The organism is Aureispira sp. CCB-QB1, assembly GCF_000724545.1.
Classification (GTDB): domain Bacteria; phylum Bacteroidota; class Bacteroidia; order Chitinophagales; family Saprospiraceae; genus Aureispira.
The window spans coordinates 158,332-185,037 of the sequence record NZ_JHBV01000027.1; the positions used below are offsets into that span (position 1 = coordinate 158,332).

Genomic DNA, 26,706 nt, shown 5'->3' on the forward strand with positions numbered 1-26,706 from the left:
AAATTCAATTTATAGATAGTTTTTTGTAAATTGTGATGAATAACTTATTGCTAAATAGTAGTTTTTAGTTTTTTTTATAGACTGATTATGTATAAAAGTAAATTAATAGAAATCTTTTCTGCGCTGTCCAAAACAGAACAAAATCGCCTGAAAAAATTTGTCCACTCTCCTTATCACAATACTCATGAAGAAGTACATCGTTTGTTGGATTATTTAATGGATAATAAGAGTTATCGAATAGAGGATGCTTTTAAGCGTGTCTTTCCCAAAATGCCCTATCGCCCTCAAAAAATACGGAATACAATGTCCTATTTGCAGAAACTAATTGATAAGTTTTTGGTATATGAGGCATTAGAGACCAAAGAAGCTGTACGAAATAAAATGTTGCTTTCTGTTTACAGAACGAAAAAATTAGAGAAATGCTTTAAGTCTACTCTAAAATACAGCGAATCATTGTTAAATAAAAGTCAATATAAAGATGCCGCGTATTATTACCTTGATTACGAACTGCAACAAGAACAATTCTTATTTGCCGAAGAAAAAAAACGTTTGGAAGCCAAAAATGTACAGGAAGTATTAAATAGTTTTGATATATTTTATATGGCCAACAAGCTCAAATATTGTGTAACGGCACTGACCCATCAGAATATCTTTCGAACAAAATATGAGTTGAGAATTGTAGAACCCATTTTAGAGCAAATAGAAAAAGAAGGTTGGTTGAAATATCCTTTTATTGCTGTATATTATCATAGTTATAAGGCAATGACAGATTTTGATAATATAGAAGCCTTCTTTCAACTCAAAGCTACTTTTTTGGAGCATAGCCATCTGTTTAGAACAGGTGAACTAAAGGATTTATATATTACTGCGATTAGTTTTTGCATCAAACATCTAAACCTAGGTAGAGAAGAGTTTACGGTTGAAATTTTTGACTTGTACAAATCTGGACTCATTAATGGGGTGTTGGTCGAGGATGGCAAGTTATCAAGGTTTACCTATAAAAATATTGTTACTATTGGTTTGAAATGTGGCAATTTTGATTGGGTACGTCAATTTATCAGCGACTATGCACCTTATCTTAATGTAACTCATAGAGAAAGTTATACCAATTATAATTTGGCAAAACTCCATTATATGACAGGAGATTATAAGCAATCAATGAAAATGTTCTTGACACTAGGAAACACGGATAGAGAGTTGATTATGGGAACCAAAGTCTCGCTTCTGAAGATTTACTACGAACAAGGGGAATACGATGCTTTGGAATCTTTGTTAGAGAGCTTTAGAGCATATATAAAGCGGAATAGAGAGCTAAGCGATTATCAAAAACAAAGCTATTTAAACTTGATTCGGTACTTGCAAAAAGTACAAAATCATAACTTTTATGACAAAAAAGTACAACAGAAGTTATTAGAAGAGGTGAGAAATGAGCCGCAGTTGCCCGAACGTCAATGGATTATTAGCCAAATAAAATAATAGCTTAATTCTAATTGAGGTCTTGCAAAGTTGAAGGACAAAAAAAAGCAACATGCTTTAGCATGTTGCTCTCTAAGATTTATGAGAAGTTTAAAACTTCTTATTTTTTGTCTTTGTTGATAACAATAGTCTTAGTTTTGCTAGCACCAGTCTCATCTTCGATAACGAACTTGTAAGTACCGTCTTCCAAAGATTGAACGTTTAGAGCATTGTAGTTGTTACCATCTTCTACTTGAAGAACACGGTGAGCTGCAGTTTTGTAGCCTTCCTCATCAAATAGTTTCATAGTCAATTTTCTTTGCTCTTCAGACTTTAGAGAGAAAACGAATACGTCATCGTTTACTTCATCTTCAGCAATCATCTCGATGTCTAAAACTTTTGCTACTTTTTCAGCAGCCATTAAAGACGTGTAAATAGTAGCAACGATTTGTTGATCATCACCATCATCCATCATTAATACAACAGCAACCATTTTATCTTCTTGTGCTGGTGCAAACGCAAAAGTAGATCCCATTGTTACTACCATTGCTAACATTAACGTTAAAAACTTCATAGCTAATTAGTTTTGTTGTTAAAAAAAAATTGAATTCAAATTCTTTATCTTTGTTAAAACAATAAAAAAATCAAAATAGTTTCTTATTGTTAGAACTTTCTTTTTTGCTCATAATGAATCATTTGCTATATCAAATATAAGGCTTTTATTCTTCAAAGCAAGTTTTTTAACAAAAAAAAAGAAGTTTTTGTTTAAAAAGCTATGAAAATAGATTCATAAGTCCATTTGTTGACAATAAAAAAAACGTTAAAAACAGATAGTCAGAATCTTATTCTATTTGAATGATTTTATTTGAAATATTAATTTTTTATAACTTTGGTTGTTTTGTTAAAATAAACCCAATATTTTTATGTACAAAAAAATACAAGAAGCAGTTGCCTACCTTCAATCAAAATCACAAAAATTTGAGCCTCAAATAGGTGTTATTTTAGGAACAGGATTGGGAGCATTTCGTCAAGAAATAGAAGTAGTGGTCGAAATTTCGTATAATGAAATTCCTTACTTTGCGGAATCTACTGTAGAAAGTCATGCAGGGAAATTAATCTTTGGTTATTTTCAAGGGATTCCTATCGTAGCAATGGCTGGTCGTTTTCATTATTACGAAGGATACAGCATGGAGGAAGTTACGTTTCCTGTTCGTGTATTGAAGTACTTAAATATCGAACGATTAATTATATCCAATGCGGCAGGAGGAGTACAAGCGCATCTTTATCCAGGAGACATTGTCTTTATCAAAGATCATATCAATTTGCATGCTCAAAACCCACTAAGAGGAAAAAATGATGCTCGATTGGGCGTTCGATTTCCAGATATGTTAAAGACCTATGATGTTGCCTTAAATCAAAAGGCAATTGCTATTGCTCAAAAGAATAATATTCGAGCGTTTGAAGGAGTTTATGTGGGAACCCAAGGTCCTAACCTAGAAACGCCAGCAGAATATAACTTCTTTAATATTATAGGTGGTGATGTAGTTGGAATGTCTACTATTCCTGAAGTATTAGTTGCTAAGCACATGGAATTACCCGTATTTGTTGTTTCTGTGGTTTCTAATCGTTGTTTTCCAATTGACGAAATTACGGAAACAACAGTAGAAGAAGTTATCGAAGTGGTGCAACAAACAGAATCTAAATTGACCTTGATTCTTAAAGAGCTTTTAGCAGAACTTTAGCCTTTTGAAATTATATGACTAGAATCGTTCCTAAAATTAGAATAGGGAGGAAAGAGGTTAGGCTTTGTGTTGGAGATATAATTTTAAGTGGTATGCTCTAAAATGCAGCAATCCTTTTTGGGGAAGCAGCACTTCTTTTTGAATATCTATGATTTAATTGTATTTTTGCAACTCTATTGCCTTTCTCTGAAAAAAGAATAGATGCTATTGCTTGTTTGATGATTCATACATCGATATTTTTACGCAAGTTACGAGAACTATTATGGTTACACCATACTGTGCCTAAAGAATCAGAGATTTTTTACAATGGTCCACTAAATAAAGTGCATTAACTTGATAATTAGTAGGATGATTTGTTTGTAACGAACTTTTTAGAAGTAATCATCAGACTAATATAGGGTGTTTGTTTATTTGAAAAATATAAATTAGCGGACGACTATTTTTATAAACATTAACAATAATGATTGATAAGTTAAGAGCCTTAAAAGATAAGTTCCAATTACTCGAAGAACAACTTTCTGATCCAGAAGTGACTTCAGATATGAATCGCTTTATGAAAATTAATAAAGAGTATAAGGATTTAAAACCTTTGGTAGAGGCACACGATTCATATAAAGCAATGCTAGATGGTATTGCCGAATGCAAAGAAATCATAGCAGAAGGGGGAGATCCTGATTTTGTCGAAATGGCTAAGGAAGACTTAAAAGAATGGGAAGACAAAAAAGGTCCCTTCGAGGAGGAGTTGAAAATGATGTTAATTCCTAAGGATCCAGAGGATGAGAAAAACGTTACCATCGAGATTCGCGCCGGGGCAGGAGGTGATGAAGCTGCTATCTTTGCGGGAGATATGTTGCGTGTTTATGAACGTTTTATTGATAAACAAGGATGGAAAAGAGAATACATTGCTTCTAATGAAAGTGAATCGGGGGGCTTTAGTAAAGTTATTTTAGAGGTAACTGGAGATAATGTATATGGAATGTTGAAGTATGAATCTGGAACACACCGAGTGCAACGAATTCCCAAAACAGAGTCACAAGGACGTGTGCATACATCAGCTGTGACTGTTGCTGTTATGCCAATTTTTGAAATGGAAGATGTAGAAATTAACAAAGCTGATCTGTCTTGGGATACCTTTCGCGCAAGTGGTGCAGGAGGACAGCACGTTAACAAAACTGAATCGGCAGTACGTGTAACACACAAACCAAGCGGTGTTGTTGTTGAGTGTCAAGATGGGCGTTCTCAATTAAAAAATAGAGAAATTGCCCTTCAAAAACTATATGCAAAATTATATGAGTTGCAGCAACAAGAACATGAAGATAGTATCTCTGCTTTGAGAAATACGCTGATTGTTTCGGGAGATCGTTCCTCTAAAATTCGCACGTATAATTATTCTCAAAATAGAGTAACAGATCATCGAATTAACTTTACTAAATACAACCTAAGTGAAGTAATGGATGGTGCTTTGGATGAATTTATAGAAGCCATCCAAGTAACTTACAACATGGAAAAATTAAAAGCATCGGAAGAGGTATAGTCACTTGTTTTAGTAGTTAGTTAGGCTGCTACTTCGTGGTTTTTACAAACTATTGTTCTTTTGAAGATGTAATAAACAAAAAGGCTCTTAGTCTCCTGTTTAACAGGGTTCTGGGAGCCTTTTTTTTATTTTAAAATAAACACAATGGCTTTATTGTTATTGTTTCACATTCTTATTTTTCTAAAATTTGTCCTTAGTAATTGATTAAAAAGTAGCCGACAAATTAGGTTTAATTATTCGCATGCTGTGATTATTGGGAGCTACTTTTAGAAACAAAAAATACAAAAATATGAAGTCATTATTAAGTATACTATTACTGTTAATTAGTGCAACAAGTATTCAAGCTCAATTATGGGCAACCGAAATTACCCCCTATATTATACCGTTACCACCACCCAATTCAGAATCCGAATTAAAAGGATATGACATTCAAGAAACCAATGATGGAAACTATGTGTTTGCGGGCAACCACAGGTTTGGTGTTTCTTCGAATTATACTTATACACCTATGTTGGTTAAAATTGATGCTACCACTGGAAATGTTCTATGGCAACAAGCATATGAGCAATTTAATGGAGGGTATATGCAAGAAGTCTCTGTCATAGAAAAACCTAATGGCAATTTGTTGATGGCAGGTCTTAATTATAATGAAATATTTTTAGTAGAAACAGATGCAGCAGGCGATACGGTTCAAACAACAACTTATCTATCTGCGTGTGCTTTGGTGAACAATGTAGATTGTAATTTACACACGGTTCGTTTGCGTTCTACGACCGATGGAAATTATATTATTGGCGTTGGGGCAACTGGTGGCTTAATTGGCATCCCTAATCCAATTAATGAGTTGTTTAAAATAAGCCCTAATCACACGATTATTTGGCGAAAGAACTACGATAGATGTTACTTGCTAGACTTTCAGCCAACTAGTGATGGAGGGTATGTTTTTTCAGGAGGTTCTGCGTCGAACCAAGCTATTTTGTTTAAAGTAGATGCTAATGGTGATAGCCTTTGGCAGCAGCCTTATACCAATATACCAGTGTATGATTTGCATAGTGTCAAAGAAACTCCTGACGGAGGATTTGTGGTTGTAGGTTATATTTCGGGTTTTGCAGGAAACAATCCTTATGTTTACAAATTAGATGCGACAGGAACAACAGAGGCATGGAGTTTAATATTAGGACCAGAACAAGGAAAAGCACATCATGTTACAGTTGATCCTACTGGAAATTGTGTGGTTACAGGAACAAAACAAGTAAGTCATGGAGGAATGTTGGGTGTCATGTTGCCAGCAGCTTTTGCCAGCAAAATAAGCCCAAGCGGTACGGTATTACAAGATCAAATTTTTGATGATTTAATTGATAATAGTAGTCGAGCAATACGTTACACAAGCGATGGTAATTTTGTAATAGCAGGGAGTCATGGAAACTCTATGGGAGATCAAGACTTAGGGTATGTTGTTAAAACAGGATATACACTAAACACAATCAATGTTGCAGGAAACAATAATCAAGTCAGTGTTTTTCCCAATCCCTTTGAGCAGCAAACAACAATAAAAGTAGCAAAAGGAAACAATCAAATAATGGAATTAGAGGTATACGATGCTTTGGGGCGTTCTGTTAAGGTTGATTACTCTACAAATAACAATCAAATAGTTCTTTCAAGAGGAAGTTTGACAGCAGGTGTTTATTGGTTTAGCTTGAGAGGAGATGGTCAGCTGATTGAAACAGGCAAATTAATGATTCAATAGTTCTATTCGGAGGTTGTTGTAACAACCTCTTGATAGGTGATCATTCAAAAATAAAAATGATGTATCGATTAATTATAGTATTGGTAGGAATGCTTTTATTAATGCAATATTCTTGCCGAGTAGATAAAAATGACATTCCTTCACCCAGAATGCTTGTGCCAATATTGCCTACCGTTCCTTTTGAGTATGCTAACATTAATTATCCAAGTCATATACAACAGGCAATTAGTAGCTTAGACAATACACCTACTTCTAACCCCATTACAAATCATGGGGCGACTTTAGGGCGAGTATTATTTTATGATAAGGCATTATCTGAAAACAATCAAATTTCTTGTTCTAGTTGCCACAAAGCATCGGAAGGTTTTGCAGATGCTCGTGCTAAAAGTGAGGGTTTTTTAAATGGCGTAACTAGACGAAATTCGATGTCTATCTTAAATATACGTTTTTATAAACGTGGGAAAATGTTTTGGGATGAGCGAGCTAACACATTAGAGGAACAAGTTTTATTGCCCATTCAAGATCATATAGAAATGGGAATGGATTTAGATTCACTAGTAAATCGTTTAGAGCAAACCACTTATTACACTCAATTATTTGAAAAGGCATTTGGGTCTAGTGTTATTACAACAGAGCGGATTGCAAAAAGCTTAGCGCAGTTTATACGGACACTGGTTACTTATGAATCAAAATTTGATAAAGTAATAGAAGGAAGTGCTACTTTTTCGGCACAAGAGCAACAAGGACAGACGATTTATAATACCTTTGGCTCGCAACAAGGTTGTGTAAGTTGTCATGGAGGAGATCTTATAGATCAAGCCTCTTACAACCTACAGATAGGACAAATACCTAGTTTTGTCAATGATGAAGATAGAAATGATTTGGGAATTTATGAGGCAACTCAAATGCCTTCAGATTCCTTTAGGTTCAAAGTGTCAAGTTTAAGGAATATAGAACAAACTGCCCCTTATATGCATGATGGAAGTGTTGATAATTTGACAGATCTTTTTCATAGTAGTCATCATAACTTTGGTATGACTGCCGCTGAAGTAGATGCTTTGGTTGCATTTTTGAAAACCTTGACAGATCATGAGATTATAAAAAAGGAGAAATTTTTAGATCCGTTTGTTGAACAATAACTCAATCATGTTGATAAAAGAAAACATCCATTGGGCAGTTCTCTATTCGTCCAATGGATGTTTTTATTCATTACTCCGCTTAAAAATCGTATTAGTTTACTTCTTGAGCCTACGGGGTCGTAGAAAAACTAAAAAACTAAGCTTGCCGAGTAGGCTTGTGCTAGTAGCACAAAAGCCCAAGTTCATGACCAGAGGGAACTAGCCTTGCGATCTCATGAGCGTAGCGAATAATAATCAACGGAGTATCATTTATTAAGACAGTTAAATTAATGTTTTATAATAGCTTTGGTGCCTTGACTTGTTCTACCTGTAATTTTTAAAAAGTAATAGCCTTTAGGGATGGTGTTGCTGCTAATGACAAGTCGTTGATTGCCTGTAGATAGGTAGTGCGTTTCTTCATAAGCTACCTGACCAGTTGCAGCGATTACCTGTACCTTATAATCTCCTTCTTTTGCAAAGAAAGAAACTTCTAATTGCTTAGAGAAAGGATTGGGATGGGTTTGTAATGTTATTGCTGCAAAATTTAAGTCAGATGTACTTAAAGCAGGGTCTACGATTACTACAACTGTATCAGAAGCACAGCCTCGAATGGCTTGGGCAACAACCCATGCCGTATCCATTGTTGCTCCAGCAGTAACTTCACCCGTTTGGGAGTCAACCATAAGGCTAGAATTATTATTAGTAATAAACCAATTTAATGTATCCATCGAACTATTGGGAAGATAAGTTCCTGATAAAATAATACTAGCATTAGGGGCTATCTTCACTGTGTCCTGCATAATGTCTACAAAGCTTGCCGAGTTAGGGAGGGCAACTCTATAGCAGTCCATTGCTGCTGCTGTATTAGAAACAGCAAAACAAATTTCCGTATTATTACCAGCGCAATTTCCAAATAAACTGGCAAAAGAATTGATTTGTTGAATGGTGCCAATGAATCCTGTTAAAGAAATAGAACTATTGTTGGTGCCTGCAAAAATACCCATTAAAATAATAACATCATTAAGGTCTGTCACATCTGCGCCACTATAAATACCATAGGATGCCAAAGAATCGCACAAACCAACAAAGAATTGCCCTGCTGCATCGCAACAGCTAGTACCAGGAACATAATCTCCATTGATTAGCGAATCGACAACCGTTTGGAGTTGGACTAAATCATAGGAAAAGGGCACTAAACAGAGTTCGTTACAAGTGCTCATTCCAAAATCAGCAGGAACGACACGACCATCTAGCGTCGATGCTAGAAGTACAGGACCTAGCTCGTCTGCTGCTAAACTATCTTTTTGAATAAGAATGAATTCTGTATTGGGTAGACCACTAGGTACTGTTGTGTAAACAGGTGCTGCCGTGGTATCTGTAACAAGCATATTGACCGTGGTGCCGCTTAAAAATCCAGGACTGTTAGGAGGGCATTGAGCTTGTAAACTGATGCCATAAATGGTAAATAGAATTAGAAAACAAAGTATTTTGTTAAAGTACATAAGTAATTATTTTTAGTTAGAGATAAATACAAATGGTCTGTTGTAGCTAAAACTCAAGCCATAATCTATGTGTTGAGTAACAGACTGAGAACTAAACAAAATACGCTTTTTTTACAAAAAAATTAAGGTTCTTTGAAAAATCATCGTTTTCAGGAATCGTTGCAAGAAAATACAGCAAGGAATTTATGACTATGAAAACAAAAAAATATGAGTTCCCATTTATGAGAACTCATATAATTGTCTTTTAAAGCAACGAAATGTTACAGTATGATACTCGCAGGCTAATGTGTTTATTCAACTGTAATTTTAAATGTTTGTTGTTGATCTTGTTGACGTAAATGCACAAAGTAAGTACCTGTAGCCAAATCCGATACATTTAATGTTTTGATAGAATTGGCATCTAGCATACTGCGTTCCGTATAAACAACTTTGCCTAAAACATCTACAATACTAATATCGGTCATTCCTGCTGTATGGTTACTCTTGATGGAAAAAACACCATTATTAGGATTGGGAAATACCTCATAACTATTTTGAGCAGTAGTTGTCTGGATGCCAGAGCAAAGTGCGATGGTTAAATTGGCACTAGCTGTTGTAGGGCAAGAACCATTGCTGATATAATTTAATAAATAAGAACCAACAGAGGAAGTGTTGATATTAATTTCCCCCGTCAAGGCGCTAACAAAGGTAACACCAGAAGGAGAAGCCGAATAAAAACCACTAGTAGTTCCCGAAACACTTAAAATAGGATTGGGACCAGTTCCTTGGCAAAAGGTAGTATCCGTGAAAGGGAAAAAGGCTACATCCTCTGCTAAAATATTAAACGTCATTGTGTCTGTACTAGGGCAAACGCCGTTTGTTGTATGAGTGACGACATAGCTACCAACAGAAGATGAGCTAGGAGTTATAATTCCAGAACTAGAGTTGATTGATAAGCCATTGCTAGAACTCCAAGTCCCACCAGACATGTTCGCAGTTGGTGATACTGTCAATGCAGAGTTTTGACAAGCAAAGGTAGCTGGATAAGTAAATTGAGCATCATCCGCTGCATTAATTGTTACTGTAGCAGTAGAAGTGCCTCCAGTACCATCATCATAAGACACTGTATAGGTTTGCGCTGTAGAAGCACTTAGGTCAATTGTACCTGTAGAGCTGTTAATAGTTAAACCTGTTGGTGTTGCTGAAAAGGTTCCTCCTGTGGTACCTGTGATGGTTGGTGTAGGATCTATGCCATCAATGCAGTAATTGCTTTGAGAGTAGCTAATGGTAGTGGGAACAATTTCTGTCAAATTGACTAAAACAGAACTAGTTGTCTGATCACCAGAGGTGCCGCCATTGCCATTGACAACAAGACCAGTGCTATAAATAGCTACAGTACCAAAACCCGAAGCAGGAGCCGTCCAATTCACTATAAAGTTGCCGCTGCTGCTAGTACCAGAGTGCTCGATATAAGACCGATTATTATGAGAGGTTATTTGTGTGTTACTAGTGGTTGCACTACCCATTGTTCCTGCCTGAACATTACCTGCTGCGCTCGAAACAGCAACAGCTTGTATTCCATATCCATTAGGACTACCCATTCCTGCCGAGACATTAAATTCTAGGGTATAACTTTGCCCAGGCGTATAACTAGTGACCGTATTTTGACTAGCATCTTTTACGGTAATAGATACTGTTGGAGAAAAAGAGCCTCCGCTATGGCATTGAGAACAGGTTGCCCCTCCTAAAGGAGACCCTGTTCGATCTCCTAAATTGTTGGCAGCAGCTCCCCCCGAGCGACTTTGTAAAACAATTAAAGCAAAAGCAGAACACAACAAGACGTAAATAAATTTGAGTTTCATAAGAGGAAAAATTGAAGTTAAGTAATTAATATATAAGGACTTATTTTGTAATATACATCACAAAAGTTAATTCAGCAAATGATTGATGGGTGCAAGGTGTTAATTGTGTAATAAATGTTGCTTTTTGTGGGTTTTTACTGAATTAATATTTGATAAAACTGTTTTTTGGGGAAATAAAATATTTATAGATAAAAAGTGGCAAGGAATAGTGAAATGTTAAAAAGATTAAAAATGAGTTACTATGCTAAGTAAATATCAATACAGCTTGTAACTCATCGTTAAATAACTGTATCTTTACAAGGTAAAAAAAGAAAGTATGAGATTGATTTTTATCATAATAATAAGCAACTTCCTATTCAAAGGAAGATTGTTAGCGCAATCTGAAGGCAAACAATGGCTTCATTTTGAGCGAGGACAAGCCTCTATTTCATTATCACAGCTGGATAGCATCAAAAGCTTGGCTAAAGCAGCTATGGCTAAATCCAATGGTCGGATAGTCGTGCGCACGTATGCCAATGACGCATTGGAAGGAGACCTCAATGCACGTCTTTCTGGTCGTCGAGCTTATTTGGTGCAACAATGTTTAGAACGAGCAGGAATGCCCCTAGGGCATTTGCAGATAGAAAATAAAGTGTATCCTTCCAATACGACAGATTGCCCGACTTGTGCAGAAATAACAGTAACAACAGATAGTAATTTTTTCTCTCAAAATATTTATCAAGATCACGTAGCGGATTTTTTGTTGGAAGAAAGTGGTGTCATTGCTCAAACATTTTGGGTGGAGCCTTTTAAAAATGTTTTGGTCACAACCAAAGATGGCGTGTTGGTGCAAATTCCTGCGGGGACATTGGCTACGAGTGATAGTGGTATGGTTAAATTAGAAGTACGCTACCTAAAAAATAGTTGGGAAATGTTGCTGCACTCATTGGTCAATCGATCGATTCAGCAAGAGTTTTTGGAAATCAATAGAGCGGTACACCTAAGCGCTGCTCAATATGGAAAACCATTAAAGATACGAAATGGAAAAAATATTACAGTAGTTGTGCCTAGTGACAGATATACAGAACAGGCGACAGTGTATACTAGGAATGCAACTTCATGGAAATTGCACCCCCAATCCGAACAGTTAAGAGTCGGAAGTTTTTATATCGGTACAGAGTATTGGTGCAATAAGCTCGATAAAGATGGTTTGGCCTTACCAAATTTTGAAACACCTCCTGTTAAACCTAAGCCAATTCCTTATCAAACGGCAACCGTAGAACTAGACAAGGCTCTAAAAGATATTCAAATTCGGTTAGATTATTTGGAGGAGCAAAAGGTGGATGCAAAAGGGAAAACCAAAGCTTTAAATGCACAACAGAGAAGAAATGAACACACGCTCAAAAATAGAAAAAATCGCTTGCTAATTGCTAAGGAAAAAGTCAAGATTCAAACTCGTGAGAAAAACGAAGCAATGGAAGCAGATTATTACAAAATGTTGGCGGTATATAATAAAGCTCGTAATAATATGCAACAATCGTATATTAGCGATTTGGAAAAAGCAGGGATTACGCAGCGTGCCAATCAAAATCGTTGTGCAGAATTGAAAGCCAATGAACACCAACTGAAAGCGGATTATGGACAGGCGCTTTATGAACAGATTGTGGCTCATTTGAGGAATCAAACAGTAAAGCATGAATTGGGGTATTGGACTCAAACAAACCAATTAGGCTGGTTGAGCGTCGGGTGTAAAGCACAACGGGCAACTGTAGACGCTGTTCCCTTTCGAGTGACAAGTCCTACTTCTGCCTACAAAGTAACGGCTTTTTTAATTCTTGAAGATACACAGGATATTGTACTTGGCGAGACTTTAGATGCAACTGATATTGTATTTTGGGAGGTACCAGATGGAAAAGCTGCTAAATTGTTAGCCGTAACTCAAGAGGGAGATAATTTTTTGATTGCTTTTCATCATTTAACAACAAGTGGCAACCCAATTGAACTTAATTTTAAGAATATAAGTTTATCTGAGGTATTGGGAACTCTGAAATAATTGGTTCAATTGCTTGAAAGTGCTGTAGGAATTTGTCTAGCTTTCTGTTTTTAGAGTGTATTTCTTTGAGTTGGTCGAATTCTTAGATGTTGCATATATAATTTAGTATATATTCAAAGTGAAATAAGAAAGCAGACTTAGTTTCCATTATATTTTGTATTGGATTTTGAGTTCTTATTTATCAACAATCATATAGACCAAGTATTCTTACTATGACAATAGCAGAAAATATAACCATAGCATTTAATGCAATTAGAGCCAATTTACTTCGAGCGGTATTAACGTTATTAATTATTGCTTTTGGAATTATGGCTTTGGTGGGGATTTTGACTTCTATTGATGCCATCAAGAACTCTTTGACTGATAATTTGGCAAGCATGGGAACCAATACGTTTAATGTCATACGAAAAGGGACAGGTCTAGGAGGAGGACGAAGAGGACGCCGTTCTAATATTGGAGATAAAATTAGTTACAAACAAGCTGCCTCATTTAAAGAAAAATACCAATACCCTGCTGCTGTGTCTATCTCTGCTTTAGGTTCTTTGAGTGCTGTTGTTAAGCATGAGGGAACAGAAACAGATCCAAATACTACAATATATGGAGCGGATGAAAACTACTTGGATGTTGCTGGTTACAAATTGGCAGCGGGGCGAAATATAACCGCTTTGGAGTCGGAGGCAGGGCGAAATATTGTCATTTTAGGGGCATCTATTGCCGAAAAACTCTTTGAAAATTATACTAATGTTAATATTTTAGGCAAAACAATTTCTATTCGAAACATACGCTTTACGGTTATTGGTGTGATGGAAGAGAAAGGGTCAAGTATGACTTTCAGTGGAGACAAAATGGTTATTGTTCCTTTGCAAACACTCCGTAAGTACTTTGGTTCTCAAACCAGTTCTTATAATTTATCAGTAATGGTAACGGATGCCTTAAACATTGATCCCGCTATGGCTGAAGCCGAAGGGGTTTTTCGACGTGTTCGAAAAATTAAAATAGGAGAGGAGTCCGATTTTGAACTAGAAAAAAGCGATGGCTTGATTTCCTTAATCGTTGAAAACACAGCAACTTTGCAGATGGCGGCTATTTTTATTGGTCTTATCACCTTATTAGGAGCGGCGATAGGATTGATGAATATTATGCTGGTTTCTGTCACCGAGCGAACTAGAGAAATAGGGATTTGTAAATCTCTTGGAGCAACTCGACGCACCATTTTAGTGCAATTTTTAGTAGAGGCGATTGTGATCTGTCAAATTGGTGGCTTTGTAGGCATCGTATTTGGTATTATAGCAGGCAATGGGGTAACTTATATGGTAGGAGGAGCTTTTGTTGTTCCTTGGGCTTGGATTGCACTCGGCTTTTCTCTCTGTTTTATTGTTGGAATTGTTTCGGGATTGTATCCAGCTGTAAAAGCCTCTAAATTAGACCCTATCGAAGCGTTGCGTTATGAGTAATTACTTGGTGTTGGTCATAATGTTTCAGTAAATTGTTCGTCTATAACTAGTTGTAATAATTATTATGACAACCAATTGGCGTATCGTTTACTTCTATGATAATAAGGCTAAAACGTCCTGTTTATCTAAGGTAAACCAAACAAAACGTTAAAAAAGGAAGCATAAGGATTAAAATAAAAGAAAAAACACAACATTATAAAATGTAAGTGCGTACATATATATGTAATATACTGTTTTAACTTTTTGCTAAACATTAATCACTTTCTTCTGTTCTAGGTTTTGCAAGGCTGCTTAATTTCATTACTCCGTTGAAAAATCGTATTAGTTTGATTATCAGCAAGATGTACTTTTACTAACCTTTGCGCTAAAAGACTGGTAATCAAACTAATACAAGATGCTTTTTTACGTTTTTCGTAGAAAAACTAAAAAATCAACGGAGTATTATAATTTGTATTTTTGTGAAAAATAAAATAGTTTTCACTTTTTATTGAAAGTTATGAAACAAAAACTTTAAATTGCAGTATTCAATTAGCAATAGTTAGCTGCGCTGCTAATTAGTAGAACCAAATAAGATGAAACCCCAAATCCTTAATTTAATACCGCTTGCTTATGAAAAATGGTTTATCAAAGCAACCATATATGGACAGAGATTTAACAGCATCTTCTCGAAAACAAGATCACATACAATTGGCGTTCAAATCTCAAATTGAACGAACTAGTTTAGATGATCGATTTTATTACGAACCACTATTAGCTGGTCATCCAACTGCTGAAGATCAACATTCTTTTACTTTTTTGGGTAAAACGATGCAAACACCTTTGTGGGTGTCAAGCATGACTGGTGGCACAGAATATGCAAATGTAATTAACCATAACTTAGCGAGAGTTGCACGAGACTTTGGTTTTGGAATGGGATTGGGATCTTGTCGAGGCTTATTGACAAGCGATCAATATTTACAAGATTTTGATGTACGTGCCATTATTGGAGATGATTTGCCTTTGTATGCTAATTTGGGAATTGCTCAATTAGAACAATTGTTTGATGAGCAAAAATCCGTCTTAATTAGCGACCTAATTCATAAATTAAAAGCAGATGGTTTGATTATCCATGTCAATCCTTTTCAAGAATGGTTGCAGCCAGAAGGCGATCACTTTAAGTACCCGCCAATTGATACCATAAAACGAGTGCTTGATGCGTTTCCTGATTTGAATATCATTGTTAAAGAAGTAGGTCAAGGCATGGGGTATAAGAGTTTGGAGGCATTGTTTCAATTGCCTATTATGGCAGTAGATTTTGCTGCCAATGGAGGTACCAATTTTGCAAAGTTAGAATTGTTGCGCTCGGATGCCCAAAAACAAGAGATTTACTCTAAATTAGCCAATGTAGGGCATAGTGCAGAGGAAATGGTTTTGATGACAAATCAGATAATGAACGATTTAGGGGAGCGAGCACTTTGTAAAGAAGTTATTATTTCTGGAGGAATTAAGGACTTTTTAGACGGGTATTATCTAATAAATAAACTATCTTCGCCTGCGATTTATGGTCAAGCATCTGCATTTTTGAAGCATGCACGAGGTGATTACAAAGAATTATACGACTATGTTTCTACTCAAATAGAAGGATTGAAACTAGCAAAAAAATATTTAACAGTAAAGTAATGAATTGTAGTTAGTTGTTAGTCTATTTTCAAAATAGAACTGGAGTTCAACATCAATTTTAATTACAATTCAAGGTTTTAAAAACAAAACCAATATGAAAAAGCCAACAATAGTATCGGGATTCTCAAAACTATCCAAACGAGGAAAAATTCGCTGGTTGGTAGAAAACTTCTTTATCAATCCAGAAGAAGTTGCACGCGAACTAAAAAGTTTTTGGTATGGTGATCCACAGAAACAGAAAATTTTCGACGACTTTAGCGAAAATACAGTAAGTAATTTTTATTTGCCTTACGGTGTGGTTCCTAATTTGGAAATCAATGGAAAACTATATTGTGTGCCGATGGTGATTGAAGAGTCTTCTGTTGTAGCAGCGGCTTCGGCAGCAGCTAAATTTTGGCTAAAAAGAGGCGGATTTAAAGCTGAAATTATTGCTACGCATAAAATTGGTCAAGTACATTTTGATTGGAAGGGAGATTATACCAAACTGTACAATCGTTTTTCGGAGTTGAAAGAACGTATTTTGGACGATACGGCACACATCACCTCCAATATGCGAGAGCGTGGTGGTGGAATTTCGGAAATAGAGTTGGTCAATATGACGCATTTAGAGGCGAACTATTATCAGCTAAAAATGACTTTTGAGACCTGTGACTCAATGGGAGCCAACTTTATCAACTCTTGTTTAGAGGAGGCTTCTCGTTCATTGCGTGCTTTTATGAGTGAGCAAGAGAGTTTTTCTGACGAAGAAAAAGAGGTGACGGTTATCATGGCTATTTTATCAAATTATACACCAGAGTGTTTGGTGCGTGCTTGGGTAGAATGCCCTGTGGAAGATTTGGGGACATTTGATAATGGTAATATTGATGCGGCTACTTTTGCATATAAATTTGATAAAGCGCTCAAAATAGCACATATTGATGTGCATAGAGCCACCACACATAACAAAGGAATTTTTAATGGAATTGATGCCGTGGCATTAGCGACAGGAAATGATTTCCGAGCAATTGAGTCTTGTGGTCATACGTATGCTGCACGAGATGGAAGTTACAAAAGCTTGTCGTCTGCTAAAGTAGAGGATGGCATGTTTAAGTTTTGGCTAGACATTCCACTAGCAATAGGAACAGTAGGTGGTTTGACTTCTTTGCATCCGTTGGCCAAGCGTTCTCTGGAAATGTTAGGTAATCCTTCGGCAGAAGAACTGATGATGGTGATTGCAGCAACAGGCTTAGCACAAAATTTTGCTGCTGTTCGCTCCTTGGTAACAACAGGAATTCAACAAGGTCATATGAAAATGCATTTAATGAATATCTTGAATCATTTGGAGGCAACAGAAAAAGAAGCGATTGTTGTTCTGTCTCACTTCAAGGATAAATTAGTTTCGTTTACTGCGGTTCGTGATTTTCTTAATTTGTTGAGAACGAATCCAACAACAGAACTAAAAATGAAATAACAGGTTCGAATTAGAAAAGAAAAATAATTATCTTATATTTGAAGACATAGAGCAAACAGGTGGTTTGTTTTATGTCTTTTTTTAGTTTTAATGGATTACCGAAAAAATGGCAAAAAAACCAACCAAATTAGAATTATTATTAGAAGATATTCCAGCACCAATGCGCAATAAATTTATTGTCGTAACAGCTTTATTTGTGGTTTGGATGTTCTTCTTTGATAATAATAGCATTATCTCTCAATATCGATTACAAGCAACCTTGCAAGAATTGCAATCAAAAAAGGATTATTATCAAACCGAAATAAGCCAAGCGGAAAAAGATAATAAAGAACTTTTTACGGATGATAAAACCAGAGAAAAGTTTGCTAGAGAACATTATTACATGAAAAAGCCAGATGAAGAAGTTTTTGTGATTGAAAAATAAAAAAAAATTAATAAGCTACCTTATCAAAAAGGGAGGGATAATTTTGTTCTACACTAGGTAATTTGTAAATTTGGCACACTATACAATTCAATTAATAATCTTATAAATAAAGAAAAAAAATGTCTGTACTAGTCAACAAAGATTCTAAAATCATTGTACAAGGTTTTACAGGAAAGGAAGGGACTTTTCATGCAAGCCAAATGATTGAATATGGCACTAATGTAGTAGGTGGTGTTACTCCAGGTAAAAGTGGTCAAACACACTTGGACCGTCCTGTTTTTGGAACTGTAGCTGATGCTGTTGCCAAAACTGGTGCAGATACTTCTATTATCTTTGTTCCTCCTCGCTTTGCTGCAGATGCTGTATTAGAAGCTGCAGATGCAGGAATCAAAGTAATTATCTGTATCACGGAAGGAATTCCAGTTCAAGATATGGTAAAAGTAAAAGCTTTTATCGAGGACAAAAATGTTCGCTTGATTGGACCAAACTGCCCTGGTATTATTACAGCTGAAGAAGCAAAAGTAGGTATTATGCCTGGGTTTATCTTCAAAAAAGGTAAAATTGGAATTGTATCTAAATCAGGTACGCTAACGTACGAGGCTGCTGACCAAATTGTAAAAGCTGGTTTGGGAGTAACAACGGCAATTGGTATCGGTGGTGATCCAATTATTGGAACGACAACAAAAGAAGCAGTTGAATTATTGATGGCTGACCCTGAAACAGAGGGTATCGTGATGATTGGTGAAATTGGAGGAAATTTAGAGGCTCAAGCTGCTCGTTGGATCAAAGAACATGGTACGAAGCCTGTTGTTGGATTTATTGCTGGTGAAACGGCTCCTGTTGGTCGTACAATGGGGCACGCTGGTGCTATCGTTGGTGGCGCAGACGATACTGCTGCTGCTAAGAAACGCATTTTGCGTGAGTGTGGTGTTTTGGTTGTAGATTCTCCTGCTGATATTGGAGCTACAATGGTAAAAGCACTAGAATCTGTAAAAGCATAAGCTAACTCAAGCAAGTATAGCTTTATTATAAAGAAAGCCACTTTGGAAACTCCCAAAGTGGCTTTTTGTTTATGCTAAGAATAGCATAGCTTTATTATGAGGTTAAAAAATCCCCTATTACACAGATAGCAAAAGGAACCAATCCGAATGGTGGATTGATTCCTTCTTGTAATTCAGTACTCCAATTTTGAGGAGTATAATATATCCTATTTAGTAAGTCGGTTACTTATATAACAATCGGCTATTATAACACTATACAGGGAGCGAATTGTTAGAAAAATAACGTCTATTTATTCCTGTAGTTGAATGAATTTCGTGTTGTTGGGTAAATAATAATACCAGAACGAGGGAATAAGAAACTCAGACGAGGGGTAAAATTGATTAGTGTATTTTAATACTTAGAGAGAGGAGTTAATCTTTGATTTAATGCTGTTAATAAGTGCTGGAGAAACACTACGACGATTAACTTTTTTGCGAAGGAATTCACGGAATGATTTCTCTTTTTGCAATTTAGCGAGTTGTTCAGGAGAATTTTTGACGTCTGTTAAAAATTCACGCGATTCTTGGTTGGATAGGGCTCCATCAAGATACATTACTAATCTTCTTTGGAATTCCCCTGGATTGCCAGATGTTTTCATAATACTTAATTTTAAAATATAAATAGAACTAAATAGATTTTTCAATAACAGTTTCTACTCTAGATGATTGTTTGTACTTTAAATAGAAAAGTAGGAGTAGAACTGCGAAATGTTTATGGTTAATAAATTTAATAAACAGAAAATGTTGCTTTACTGATAAACTATTACTGTGCCAATAAGTAACATTTTCTGTCATAAATTGTTCAATTTTTATTTTTTTTGTCCACGTTTATCTTTATAACCCATGGATTGTGCATAATCTGTTAAACGCTCTTTAAGCATGTTTCTAGCACGATGCAACCTAGATCGAACAGTTCCGATAGGAATATCAATTATTTTAGATATTTCTTCATAAGTGAAGCCTTCAATGTCACAAAGTAGAATGACAGTTCTGAAATCAATAGGCAATGCATTAATAGCATTGGTGACTTCATCGCCCATCATACCTTGAAAAATATCTTCTCTCAAGTCGAAGAAATCTACATAGCTTGCGTCTTCACTATCGTGATAGGTTGCAATTTCCTCATAGTCTACCTGTGTTGGTCGTTTGCTTTTCTTACGATATTGGTTGATAAAAGCGTTCTTCAATATCTTAAACAACCAAGCCTTCGCATTAGTTCCTTGAATGTACTTATCTATGAATCTAAATGCCTTTAAATAAGTTTCTTGAACCAAGTCATTTGCATCATCTTCGTTGTAACAAAGGTGAAAAGCAAAATTATAGAGTGCGTCAATTTGAGGCATCAATTCGCTGTTAAATACGGCTAATTGCTCTGGTGTCGCTGTAGGAACTTCTTCCTGTTGGTCAACTTCTTCTTCTAAGTATTCATTTTCGTTTTCCACGGTGATGTTGTATTTAAGTTGAATTTATTACCAATATTTTACAAATGACAGCATTGAATAGGAGCCATGATTTACAAAACACGATAGTATTCTAGGATTTGTTAAAGCGATTGTTGTTGAATAAACTACGAAGTAATGTGAAAACTCAACTATTTATAATTATCATAATAGTTGACAAAACTATATAGTATAGTATTAACAATAGTTCGTTGGAAAACTTTATTAGTTTGATAATCAATAAGTTGCAGATTTGTTGTGTTTTTTATTAAAATTTTGATTATCAAACTAATATAAATGTGCTTTTTTATCTTTTTGGTAAAAAAGTAAAAAATCAACGAACTACTAGTATTAATATACCCTAATTTATTCCACATAGTTTCCCAAAATACGCTTTTTTTTCAAAAAAGCATAATTAATACCTTGAAATGGATAGGAATAGAAACTGTTGTTCGTTGGTGATCGAACTAAAATAGTTTATACTTTTCCTTTTTTCCAAAGCTGATTGAAAGTATGTTTGGGAAACTTGGGAAACTCTCTGCGATCGCCCCACATTTTGCTCAAGAACAAGTTGCCAACCAAGTTTTTGCTAAAAGCAGGAGCATTCATCAACGACCTATTCAACATTGCTGTTCGCCAAGCCCGCCACATCAGCTGTTCTTCTTTTGGGCGCAAATTTTCTGCTTCTTCAAAAGAACGATTGTATAATAGCATTTGATGAAGGTTGATGTTGACAGGGCAGTTTTCTGTACAACTGCCACATAAAGAAGACGCTTGGCTTAAATGGACATTGTCTTCAAATTTTCCGATTTTTAGATGAGGACTAATAACTGCACCAATAGGACCACTATAAGGGCTATCATAAGTATGTCCACCAATGGTTTGATAGACAGGACAATTGTTGAGGCAAGAGCCACAACGAATACAATACATCGACTCTCGCATGTACTCATCGCCCATAACTTCGCTGCGTCCATTATCAAGCAAAATAACATACATATCTTCGGGACCATCTACTTCATGTGCTTGCTTAGGACCGCTCAAAATAGTATTGTAGACAGTGGTATTTTGTCCTGTACCAAACGTTGCCAACAAAGGCAAAAATAGATCTAAATCTTCTATTGAGGGAATCATTTTTTCAATTCCGATAATAGCAATATGTGTTTTGGGAAGCGTTGTTGCTAAACGCCCATTACCTTCATTTTCTACCAAGACCATAGAACCTGTATCTGCCAAAAGGAAGTTGCCTCCAGAAATACCAATGTCTGCTTGTGTGAAACGTTCTCGTAAAACTTGGCGAACATAAGCTGTTAGTGCTTCGGGGCTTGCATCTGGAGCGGTTTGGAATTTTTCGTGAAACAAATCAGCAATATCTTCTTTAGACAAATGCATGGCAGGAGTAACAATATGATAAGGTGTTTCTCCTTTGACTTGAACAATAAATTCTCCTAAATCAGTTTCTAGAACTTCAATACCTTGTTCTTCTAATAGATGGTTTAGTTTTATTTCTTCTGTAATCATGGATTTAGACTTAACAACAATTTTTGCTGCTTTTTCTTTCATGATTTGGGTAATCGCCTTTTGTGCTTCTTCGATATCTTCTGCCCAAATAACTTTTCCTCCACGAGCCGTAAACTTTGCTTCAAATTCTTCTAGGAGAGCAGGTAAATTTTGAATTGTTTTTGCTTTGATGTTTTTAGCCAATTGCCTTGCCTGCTCTAAGTTTTCAAACTGCTGTTTGCCTATAGCTACTTTGGTATGGTATTTCCCCATATTAAATTTAAGACGCTTTCGGTGCTCTTTTGAAAACGCTTTTTCCTCGGATTTTTCTAAAAAAGTAGCTAAGTGTTTATTCATTATTTCAAGGTATTAGACATAACGATTATAAAATAGGTTTGATAGAGTTTAAATTATTGATTGCTAGTGATTAAGTAGATTTTTTGGGTTCTGTTAATTTGCCCAGCAAAAATAGTCACACACTTTATAAGGTTATTTAGCAAACTATTAAGTTTGATAAAAAGTGCTTATTCTCCACAGAAGAATGGACCTTATCACAAATTTAACTAATTTTGCAATCTTTTTGACACTTTAGTTGTTTTATGCTTCAATATAAAAAGTAGTGGTTCTCATTTAAAGAAAAAGAACGAATAATAAAGAATGGAATTTACACGATATCAATTGGATAACGGCTTGAAGCTGTTGGTACACCAAGATAAAAGTACCCCACTGGTTTCCGTTTGTATTACCTACAATGTAGGGACAAAAGACGAAGAAGAGGGAAAGTCTGGTTTTGCACACTTGTTTGAACATTTGATGTTTGGAGGTTCAAAGCACGCTTTGAGCTTTGATGATTATATTCAACAAGCAGGAGGTGAAAACAATGCTTTTACCAACCAAGATATGACCGTTTATTATGAATATATGCCTTATCAAAACCTCGAAACAGCCCTCTGGTTGGAAGCCGATCGAATGTTGCATCTTAACCTAGATGCAAAGGCTTTGGAGCGAGAAAAAAAAGTGGTATTAGAAGAATTTAAAGAGAGCTGTTTAAACGAACCTTATGGCGATATTTGGCATCATATAGGACCTATGGCTTACCGAGTACATCCTTACCGAATTCCTACGATAGGACAGGTGCCGCAACACATTGAGGATGCAACTTTGGAAGATGTAAAGGCTTTTTTTGATCGCTTTTACTGTCCTAACAATGCTGTATTGAGTATCTGTGGAAATGTAGAACCTGAAGAGGCTTTAAGGCTGACTCAAAAATGGTTTGGAGATATTGAGCCAGGAAAGGTAAATAAGATAAAGTCGCCTTACGAACCGTTACAAACAGAGAAACGAGTGATTGAGGTCGCTGCTAATGTTCCTTTAAATGCTTTGTATTTGGTGTTTCATAGCGCAGAACGCAACCACAATGATTATTATGTAGATGATTTTATAACCGATGTGTTGGCAGAAGGCGATGCTTCGCAACTGTATCAAAACTTGGTGAAAGAACAGGAATTGTTTTCGTCTATTGATGCCTATATTACGGCTTCTATTGATACTGGTTTAATGATTATTGAAGGAAAATTATCGGATGAGGCAACATTTGAAGAAGCAGAACAGGCGATTTGGAAAGAGCTAGAAAAGCTTAAGAATACTTTATTGCCTGCCAAAGCTGTGGAAAAATTTCGGAATCGAACTGAACACAATATTGAATTTAGTGAATTGAACAATTTGCACAAGGCAATCAATCTAGGATATTATGAGATACTAGGAGATGCGGCAATGATTAATGAGGAAAAAGCAAAATATAATGCCATTACTGCTTTGGATATTCAAAAACGTAGCCAGCAAATTTTTCAAGATGAGAAATGCTCGGTATTGTATTACAAGGCAAAAAATAAATAAAAGGAAGGTAAGGTAAAGTAATAGGTTTTGCGGCTTTCTTATTTTGATTGGAAGGGCTTAAGTTGGTTGAAATTTTGCCACTTATTAGTCATTTGAGATGGTTATAAAACGATTCCAACGAGTTTGTTCAAAGAACAGAATTGGAAGGAAATTTACTAAATAAAAAAGAACTCAAAAAGTAAAGAAAGAGAAACTAAAAAAACAACTAGCAGACCTTGAAGTTAGTTTTTGAAAATAGACCTAAATAGCTCTTTTTGAATCTAAAAGTTTTAGTTAACTAAATCTTATTTAGGTAGAGACAAGTCAAAAGATTCAATTAAAAAGTGTATCTTTGTTTATAGTAGTTCACAAATTGAGACGAATTTTATAAAATAAATATCATAGATCATGAATACAGTTTTTTTAATGCAATTTTTAGGACCAGAGATGCTTCTTGTATTCTTTGTTATTCTTTTGTTGTTCGGTGGTAAAAAAATACCAGAACTAATGAGAGGTTTAGGAAAAGGAGTGAGCGAGTTTAATAATGCTCGTGATTCTGTGACCAAAGAATTTAGACAAGGAATGAAGGAGGGAGAAAAGGAAAAAATAAAAATTGAAGAGAACTCTAAGGCTTCTTAGAAAAGCTTGATTTTTTACCAGAATTATTCCGTTAATATTCTCCTAAAAGGACAATAAACAGCTATTTTTTTGCTTTATTGTAAACAAAGCTTCATACAATAGCACAAAAACGAACATTTATGCTCATTGTTAAGATGACCAGGAATGTTCGTTTTTGTTTTTTTGAAAACAAGCTTTTTTTTATAACTTTACAGTTATTAGCACATTAGCTTAAATATCATTTCACACAATGAGAGGCAAAATTTAAGCTGATGGAAATAAAAATAAACATTGCTAACCCTTCAATGTTTTACATTATATCTTGGAAAAAATACAATTTGAGCCCCAGAAGAAAAAACACTACCTACTAATGAACTTGAATTTTTATGTGTTAAGAGCTATATCTTTGATCTTAGTAACTTCACTTTTGACCAATATAGCCGCTAATGCAACGTCCCCTGATTATCCCGTAATCGATGAAGAATTAGGAAAAATACTAGTTGATGGAATGGGGAGTCTGATGAATGACTATCCAGACAACAATCCTGACTATCCGACTTTTACAGACGAACATTATAGAGCACGTTTCCTAGAAATGTCTGGCGAAATTCAATATCGTCTAACTCCTGATATTAAGAACCACATCATCCATCGTACAGAGCGATACAGAAGCGCTACAGAGCGTACTTTGGGATTGACGGAAATGTATTTTCCTATTTTTGAAGAATACTTGTCTGAAAAAAATATTCCACATCACTTAAAGTATTTACCAATTGTTGAGTCAAACTTAAATGCAGTTGCCAAATCTCATGCTTCTGCTGTTGGTTTATGGCAATTTATTCCTGGAACAGGAAAGCTTTATGGTTTGAAAGTGGCTTCTTATCTGGACGAGAGAAGTGATACGCACAAGGCATCACAAGCAGCAGCTACAATGTTGTCTAACTTGTACAAACGATATGGGGATTGGCCATTGGCTTTAGCGGCCTACAATTGTGGACCTGGGCGTGTTGATAAATACGTAAAAGGCAACGATAAAGATTTTTGGGATATTAGAAAATATCTTCCAAGAGAAACACAAATGTATGTGCCTTATTTTATGGCAGTAGCTTATTCTTATGAGTTTCATCACTTGCACGAATTGACTCCCAAGAAATTGCCTAGTGATTTAGTCTTGACAGATTCTATTCATCTAGAACCAGGCTATCAGACACTTTCTCAATTAAGCAAAAAATATAAAATTAGCCTAGATACTTTAAAACGCTTAAATCCTGGTTATATCAAAAATTATATACCATCTGGTTCTAAGTTGAATATTTTGGTACTTCCAGCTCGTATTGTGGCTCAAGTGAGAAATTATGCTCCAGCACTGAAACGAATCATGGCAATGAAATCAGAGAACCCAATCAAATGTATTCGACGTGTCAATAGCGAAGCTGATTTGAGTAAGTTGATGAAAGCCCATCGTTTTTCACGCAATGATCTATTGTTTTGGAATGGCTTATCGACTAATTACAGAGTAAAAAAAGGGGATATTATTGCTGTAAGAAAATACCGTGTCCCAAAAGATGCTTGGCCTAAAAAGGAGGTTCGTAAAGATATTCAGAGCATTTCAATTGCTTCTCTAAAGGTAGTAGGGCTAGATGATAAACAAGAAAAAGCTGTAACGGCACCTGTGTATGTTTCTATTAAGAACAAGAAATTAGCACAAAAACTAGCAACAACTTCTATTAGTCCATCGAATAGAAAAGAGCGTTCTAGTTTTGGTATCGCTCCAACAAAAAGTAATACCCAAAATGCAAAAGTAGTTCCATCACAAAAGAACGAAGTTATGGCCGCTATTTCTCAAAATAGAAGTAGAGAGCGTAGATTGCGTAACAATACAACACTAAATAAAAGCACGGTCAATATTCAAAATAATACGACTCCTTCTGAGAAAGTTGTGTCTTCTTCTGACGCAGCGACCCTTGCACTTCAGGAAAAAGCAGCTAAAGAAGCTCAAAAATTATCTGCAAGCAAGCAAATTAACGACTTAAGTCGAGCCATTCAATCAAAAGAACAAGCTATCGTAAAAGCCAAATCATATAGCACAACAAGTGCTGAAGAGGTTGCTGCATTGTCTTACCTTAATAATAAGTCAGAGGCATTAAAAGAGACTCGAATGGCAAAAAAAAAGGCTAAGGTAGAAGCAGAAATGAAAGCAAAAGCGGCAGCAGAACGTCAAGCGAAGTTGGAAGCAGAAATGAAAGCAAAAGCAGCGGCAGAACGTCAAGCGAAGT

Annotated in this window: 20 protein-coding genes; 14 read left to right on the forward strand and 6 right to left on the reverse strand. The window is 35.7% G+C overall.

Annotated elements, in window-relative coordinates; all coding sequences use genetic code 11:
- Nucleotides 1-87 precede the first annotated feature (87 nt).
- Nucleotides 88-1,476 (forward strand): hypothetical protein, encoded by a 1,389-nt coding sequence (locus CG11_RS13520; protein WP_052597016.1) that lies wholly within the window; start codon nt 88-90, stop codon nt 1,474-1,476.
- Nucleotides 1,477-1,576: 100 nt separating this feature from the next.
- On the opposite strand, the gene CG11_RS13525 is transcribed toward CG11_RS13520, so the two are convergent.
- Entirely contained in the window at nt 1,577-2,029 is a 453-nt protein-coding gene (locus CG11_RS13525) for a hypothetical protein (protein ID WP_052597018.1), read from the reverse strand.
- 349 nt (nt 2,030-2,378) lie between these two features.
- Here CG11_RS13525 and CG11_RS13530 point away from each other — a divergent pair, with 349 nt between their 5' ends.
- The 4 genes from CG11_RS13530 (at nt 2,379) to CG11_RS13545 (ending at nt 7,617) form a co-directional block, all read left to right on the forward strand.
- Complete coding sequence (locus CG11_RS13530; RefSeq protein WP_156039771.1) at nt 2,379-3,197, forward strand: purine-nucleoside phosphorylase; 819 nt, start codon at nt 2,379-2,381, stop codon at nt 3,195-3,197.
- A 460-nt stretch (nt 3,198-3,657) separates the two neighbouring features.
- Nucleotides 3,658-4,731 carry a peptide chain release factor 1 gene (gene prfA, locus CG11_RS13535; RefSeq protein WP_052597022.1) on the forward strand — a complete coding sequence of 358 codons (1,074 nt, stop codon included), beginning with the start codon at nt 3,658-3,660 and terminating at the stop codon, nt 4,729-4,731.
- A 289-nt stretch (nt 4,732-5,020) separates the two neighbouring features.
- The gene (locus CG11_RS13540; RefSeq protein WP_052597024.1) at nt 5,021-6,478 is read left to right on the forward strand and encodes a T9SS type A sorting domain-containing protein; all 1,458 of its coding nucleotides are present in this window, start codon (nt 5,021-5,023) and stop codon (nt 6,476-6,478) included.
- Nucleotides 6,479-6,534: 56 nt separating this feature from the next.
- Nucleotides 6,535-7,617: a cytochrome-c peroxidase gene (locus CG11_RS13545; protein ID WP_081909551.1), complete on the forward strand. Its 1,083-nt coding sequence runs from the start codon at nt 6,535-6,537 to the stop codon at nt 7,615-7,617.
- A gap of 266 nt (nt 7,618-7,883) precedes the next feature.
- Here the strand turns inward: CG11_RS13545 and CG11_RS13550 are convergent, their stop codons facing one another.
- Together CG11_RS13550 and CG11_RS13555 are read right to left on the reverse strand one after the other, a co-directional pair.
- Nucleotides 7,884-9,098 carry a T9SS type A sorting domain-containing protein gene (locus CG11_RS13550; RefSeq protein ID WP_052597028.1) on the reverse strand — a complete coding sequence of 405 codons (1,215 nt, stop codon included), beginning with the start codon at nt 9,096-9,098 and terminating at the stop codon, nt 7,884-7,886.
- A 290-nt stretch (nt 9,099-9,388) separates the two neighbouring features.
- Complete coding sequence (locus tag CG11_RS13555; RefSeq protein ID WP_052597031.1) at nt 9,389-10,939, reverse strand: choice-of-anchor V domain-containing protein; 1,551 nt, start codon at nt 10,937-10,939, stop codon at nt 9,389-9,391.
- Nucleotides 10,940-11,255: 316 nt separating this feature from the next.
- Between CG11_RS13555 and CG11_RS13560 the strand changes: the two genes are divergently transcribed.
- The 6 genes from CG11_RS13560 (at nt 11,256) to sucD (ending at nt 18,959) form a co-directional block, all read left to right on the forward strand.
- Nucleotides 11,256-12,971, forward strand: a complete 1,716-nt coding sequence (locus CG11_RS13560) for a hypothetical protein (protein ID WP_052597033.1) — start codon at nt 11,256-11,258, stop codon at nt 12,969-12,971.
- 212 nt (nt 12,972-13,183) lie between these two features.
- The gene (locus CG11_RS13565) at nt 13,184-14,425 is read left to right on the forward strand and encodes an ABC transporter permease (protein ID WP_052597035.1); all 1,242 of its coding nucleotides are present in this window, start codon (nt 13,184-13,186) and stop codon (nt 14,423-14,425) included.
- 639 nt (nt 14,426-15,064) lie between these two features.
- Nucleotides 15,065-16,084: an isopentenyl-diphosphate delta-isomerase gene (locus CG11_RS13570; protein ID WP_231512798.1), complete on the forward strand. Its 1,020-nt coding sequence runs from the start codon at nt 15,065-15,067 to the stop codon at nt 16,082-16,084.
- 94 nt (nt 16,085-16,178) lie between these two features.
- Nucleotides 16,179-17,534 carry a hydroxymethylglutaryl-CoA reductase, degradative gene (locus tag CG11_RS13575; protein WP_052597039.1) on the forward strand — a complete coding sequence of 452 codons (1,356 nt, stop codon included), beginning with the start codon at nt 16,179-16,181 and terminating at the stop codon, nt 17,532-17,534.
- Nucleotides 17,535-17,640: 106 nt separating this feature from the next.
- On the forward strand, nt 17,641-17,958 hold the full coding sequence (locus CG11_RS13580; RefSeq protein WP_052597041.1) for a septum formation initiator family protein: 318 nt from the start codon (nt 17,641-17,643) through the stop codon (nt 17,956-17,958).
- A 119-nt stretch (nt 17,959-18,077) separates the two neighbouring features.
- A complete protein-coding gene (gene sucD / locus CG11_RS13585; protein ID WP_052597043.1) occupies nt 18,078-18,959 on the forward strand; it encodes a succinate--CoA ligase subunit alpha in 882 nt (293 codons plus the stop codon).
- Nucleotides 18,960-19,357: 398 nt separating this feature from the next.
- On the opposite strand, the gene CG11_RS13590 is transcribed toward sucD, so the two are convergent.
- The 3 genes from CG11_RS13590 to CG11_RS13605 all read right to left on the reverse strand — a co-directional run bounded on the left by CG11_RS13590 (nt 19,358) and on the right by CG11_RS13605 (nt 22,294).
- Nucleotides 19,358-19,597, reverse strand: coding sequence for a hypothetical protein (locus CG11_RS13590; RefSeq protein ID WP_052597045.1), 240 nt, complete (start codon nt 19,595-19,597; stop codon nt 19,358-19,360).
- 210 nt (nt 19,598-19,807) lie between these two features.
- Nucleotides 19,808-20,440 carry a sigma-70 family RNA polymerase sigma factor gene (locus CG11_RS13595; RefSeq protein WP_231512799.1) on the reverse strand — a complete coding sequence of 211 codons (633 nt, stop codon included), beginning with the start codon at nt 20,438-20,440 and terminating at the stop codon, nt 19,808-19,810.
- Between the two features lie 474 nt (nt 20,441-20,914).
- Nucleotides 20,915-22,294 carry a LutB/LldF family L-lactate oxidation iron-sulfur protein gene (locus CG11_RS13605; protein WP_052597050.1) on the reverse strand — a complete coding sequence of 460 codons (1,380 nt, stop codon included), beginning with the start codon at nt 22,292-22,294 and terminating at the stop codon, nt 20,915-20,917.
- Between the two features lie 300 nt (nt 22,295-22,594).
- Here CG11_RS13605 and CG11_RS13610 point away from each other — a divergent pair, with 300 nt between their 5' ends.
- The 3 genes from CG11_RS13610 to CG11_RS13620 all read left to right on the forward strand — a co-directional run.
- Nucleotides 22,595-23,833: a pitrilysin family protein gene (locus CG11_RS13610; RefSeq protein WP_052597052.1), complete on the forward strand. Its 1,239-nt coding sequence runs from the start codon at nt 22,595-22,597 to the stop codon at nt 23,831-23,833.
- Nucleotides 23,834-24,220: 387 nt separating this feature from the next.
- Complete coding sequence (locus tag CG11_RS13615) at nt 24,221-24,451, forward strand: twin-arginine translocase TatA/TatE family subunit (protein WP_052597054.1); 231 nt, start codon at nt 24,221-24,223, stop codon at nt 24,449-24,451.
- A 349-nt stretch (nt 24,452-24,800) separates the two neighbouring features.
- The coding region (locus CG11_RS13620) for a transglycosylase SLT domain-containing protein (protein ID WP_052597056.1) at nt 24,801-26,706 on the forward strand (1,906 nt) is incomplete at its 3' end.

Excerpts from the sequence above, each read along its gene's own strand:
- CG11_RS13590 (WP_052597045.1), bottom strand. The coding sequence starts at position 19,597 with ATGAAAACATCTGGCAATCCAGGGGAATTCCAAAGAAGATTAGTAATG.
- CG11_RS13615 (WP_052597054.1), top strand. The coding sequence starts at position 24,221 with ATGAATACAGTTTTTTTAATGCAATTTTTAGGACCAGAGATGCTTCTT.
- CG11_RS13545 (WP_081909551.1), top strand. The coding sequence starts at position 6,535 with ATGATGTATCGATTAATTATAGTATTGGTAGGAATGCTTTTATTAATG.
- CG11_RS13540 (WP_052597024.1), top strand. The coding sequence starts at position 5,021 with ATGAAGTCATTATTAAGTATACTATTACTGTTAATTAGTGCAACAAGT.
- CG11_RS13570 (WP_231512798.1), top strand. The coding sequence starts at position 15,065 with ATGGACAGAGATTTAACAGCATCTTCTCGAAAACAAGATCACATACAA.
- CG11_RS13575 (WP_052597039.1), top strand. The coding sequence starts at position 16,179 with ATGAAAAAGCCAACAATAGTATCGGGATTCTCAAAACTATCCAAACGA.
- CG11_RS13580 (WP_052597041.1), top strand. The coding sequence starts at position 17,641 with ATGGCAAAAAAACCAACCAAATTAGAATTATTATTAGAAGATATTCCA.
- CG11_RS13555 (WP_052597031.1), bottom strand. The coding sequence starts at position 10,939 with ATGAAACTCAAATTTATTTACGTCTTGTTGTGTTCTGCTTTTGCTTTA.
- CG11_RS13530 (WP_156039771.1), top strand. The coding sequence starts at position 2,379 with ATGTACAAAAAAATACAAGAAGCAGTTGCCTACCTTCAATCAAAATCA.
- CG11_RS13560 (WP_052597033.1), top strand. The coding sequence starts at position 11,256 with ATGAGATTGATTTTTATCATAATAATAAGCAACTTCCTATTCAAAGGA.
- CG11_RS13525 (WP_052597018.1), bottom strand. The coding sequence starts at position 2,029 with ATGAAGTTTTTAACGTTAATGTTAGCAATGGTAGTAACAATGGGATCT.
- CG11_RS13610 (WP_052597052.1), top strand. The coding sequence starts at position 22,595 with ATGGAATTTACACGATATCAATTGGATAACGGCTTGAAGCTGTTGGTA.
- CG11_RS13550 (WP_052597028.1), bottom strand. The coding sequence starts at position 9,098 with ATGTACTTTAACAAAATACTTTGTTTTCTAATTCTATTTACCATTTAT.
- CG11_RS13520 (WP_052597016.1), top strand. The coding sequence starts at position 88 with ATGTATAAAAGTAAATTAATAGAAATCTTTTCTGCGCTGTCCAAAACA.
- sucD (WP_052597043.1), top strand. The coding sequence starts at position 18,078 with ATGTCTGTACTAGTCAACAAAGATTCTAAAATCATTGTACAAGGTTTT.
- prfA (WP_052597022.1), top strand. The coding sequence starts at position 3,658 with ATGATTGATAAGTTAAGAGCCTTAAAAGATAAGTTCCAATTACTCGAA.
- CG11_RS13565 (WP_052597035.1), top strand. The coding sequence starts at position 13,184 with ATGACAATAGCAGAAAATATAACCATAGCATTTAATGCAATTAGAGCC.
- CG11_RS13605 (WP_052597050.1), bottom strand. The coding sequence starts at position 22,294 with ATGAATAAACACTTAGCTACTTTTTTAGAAAAATCCGAGGAAAAAGCG.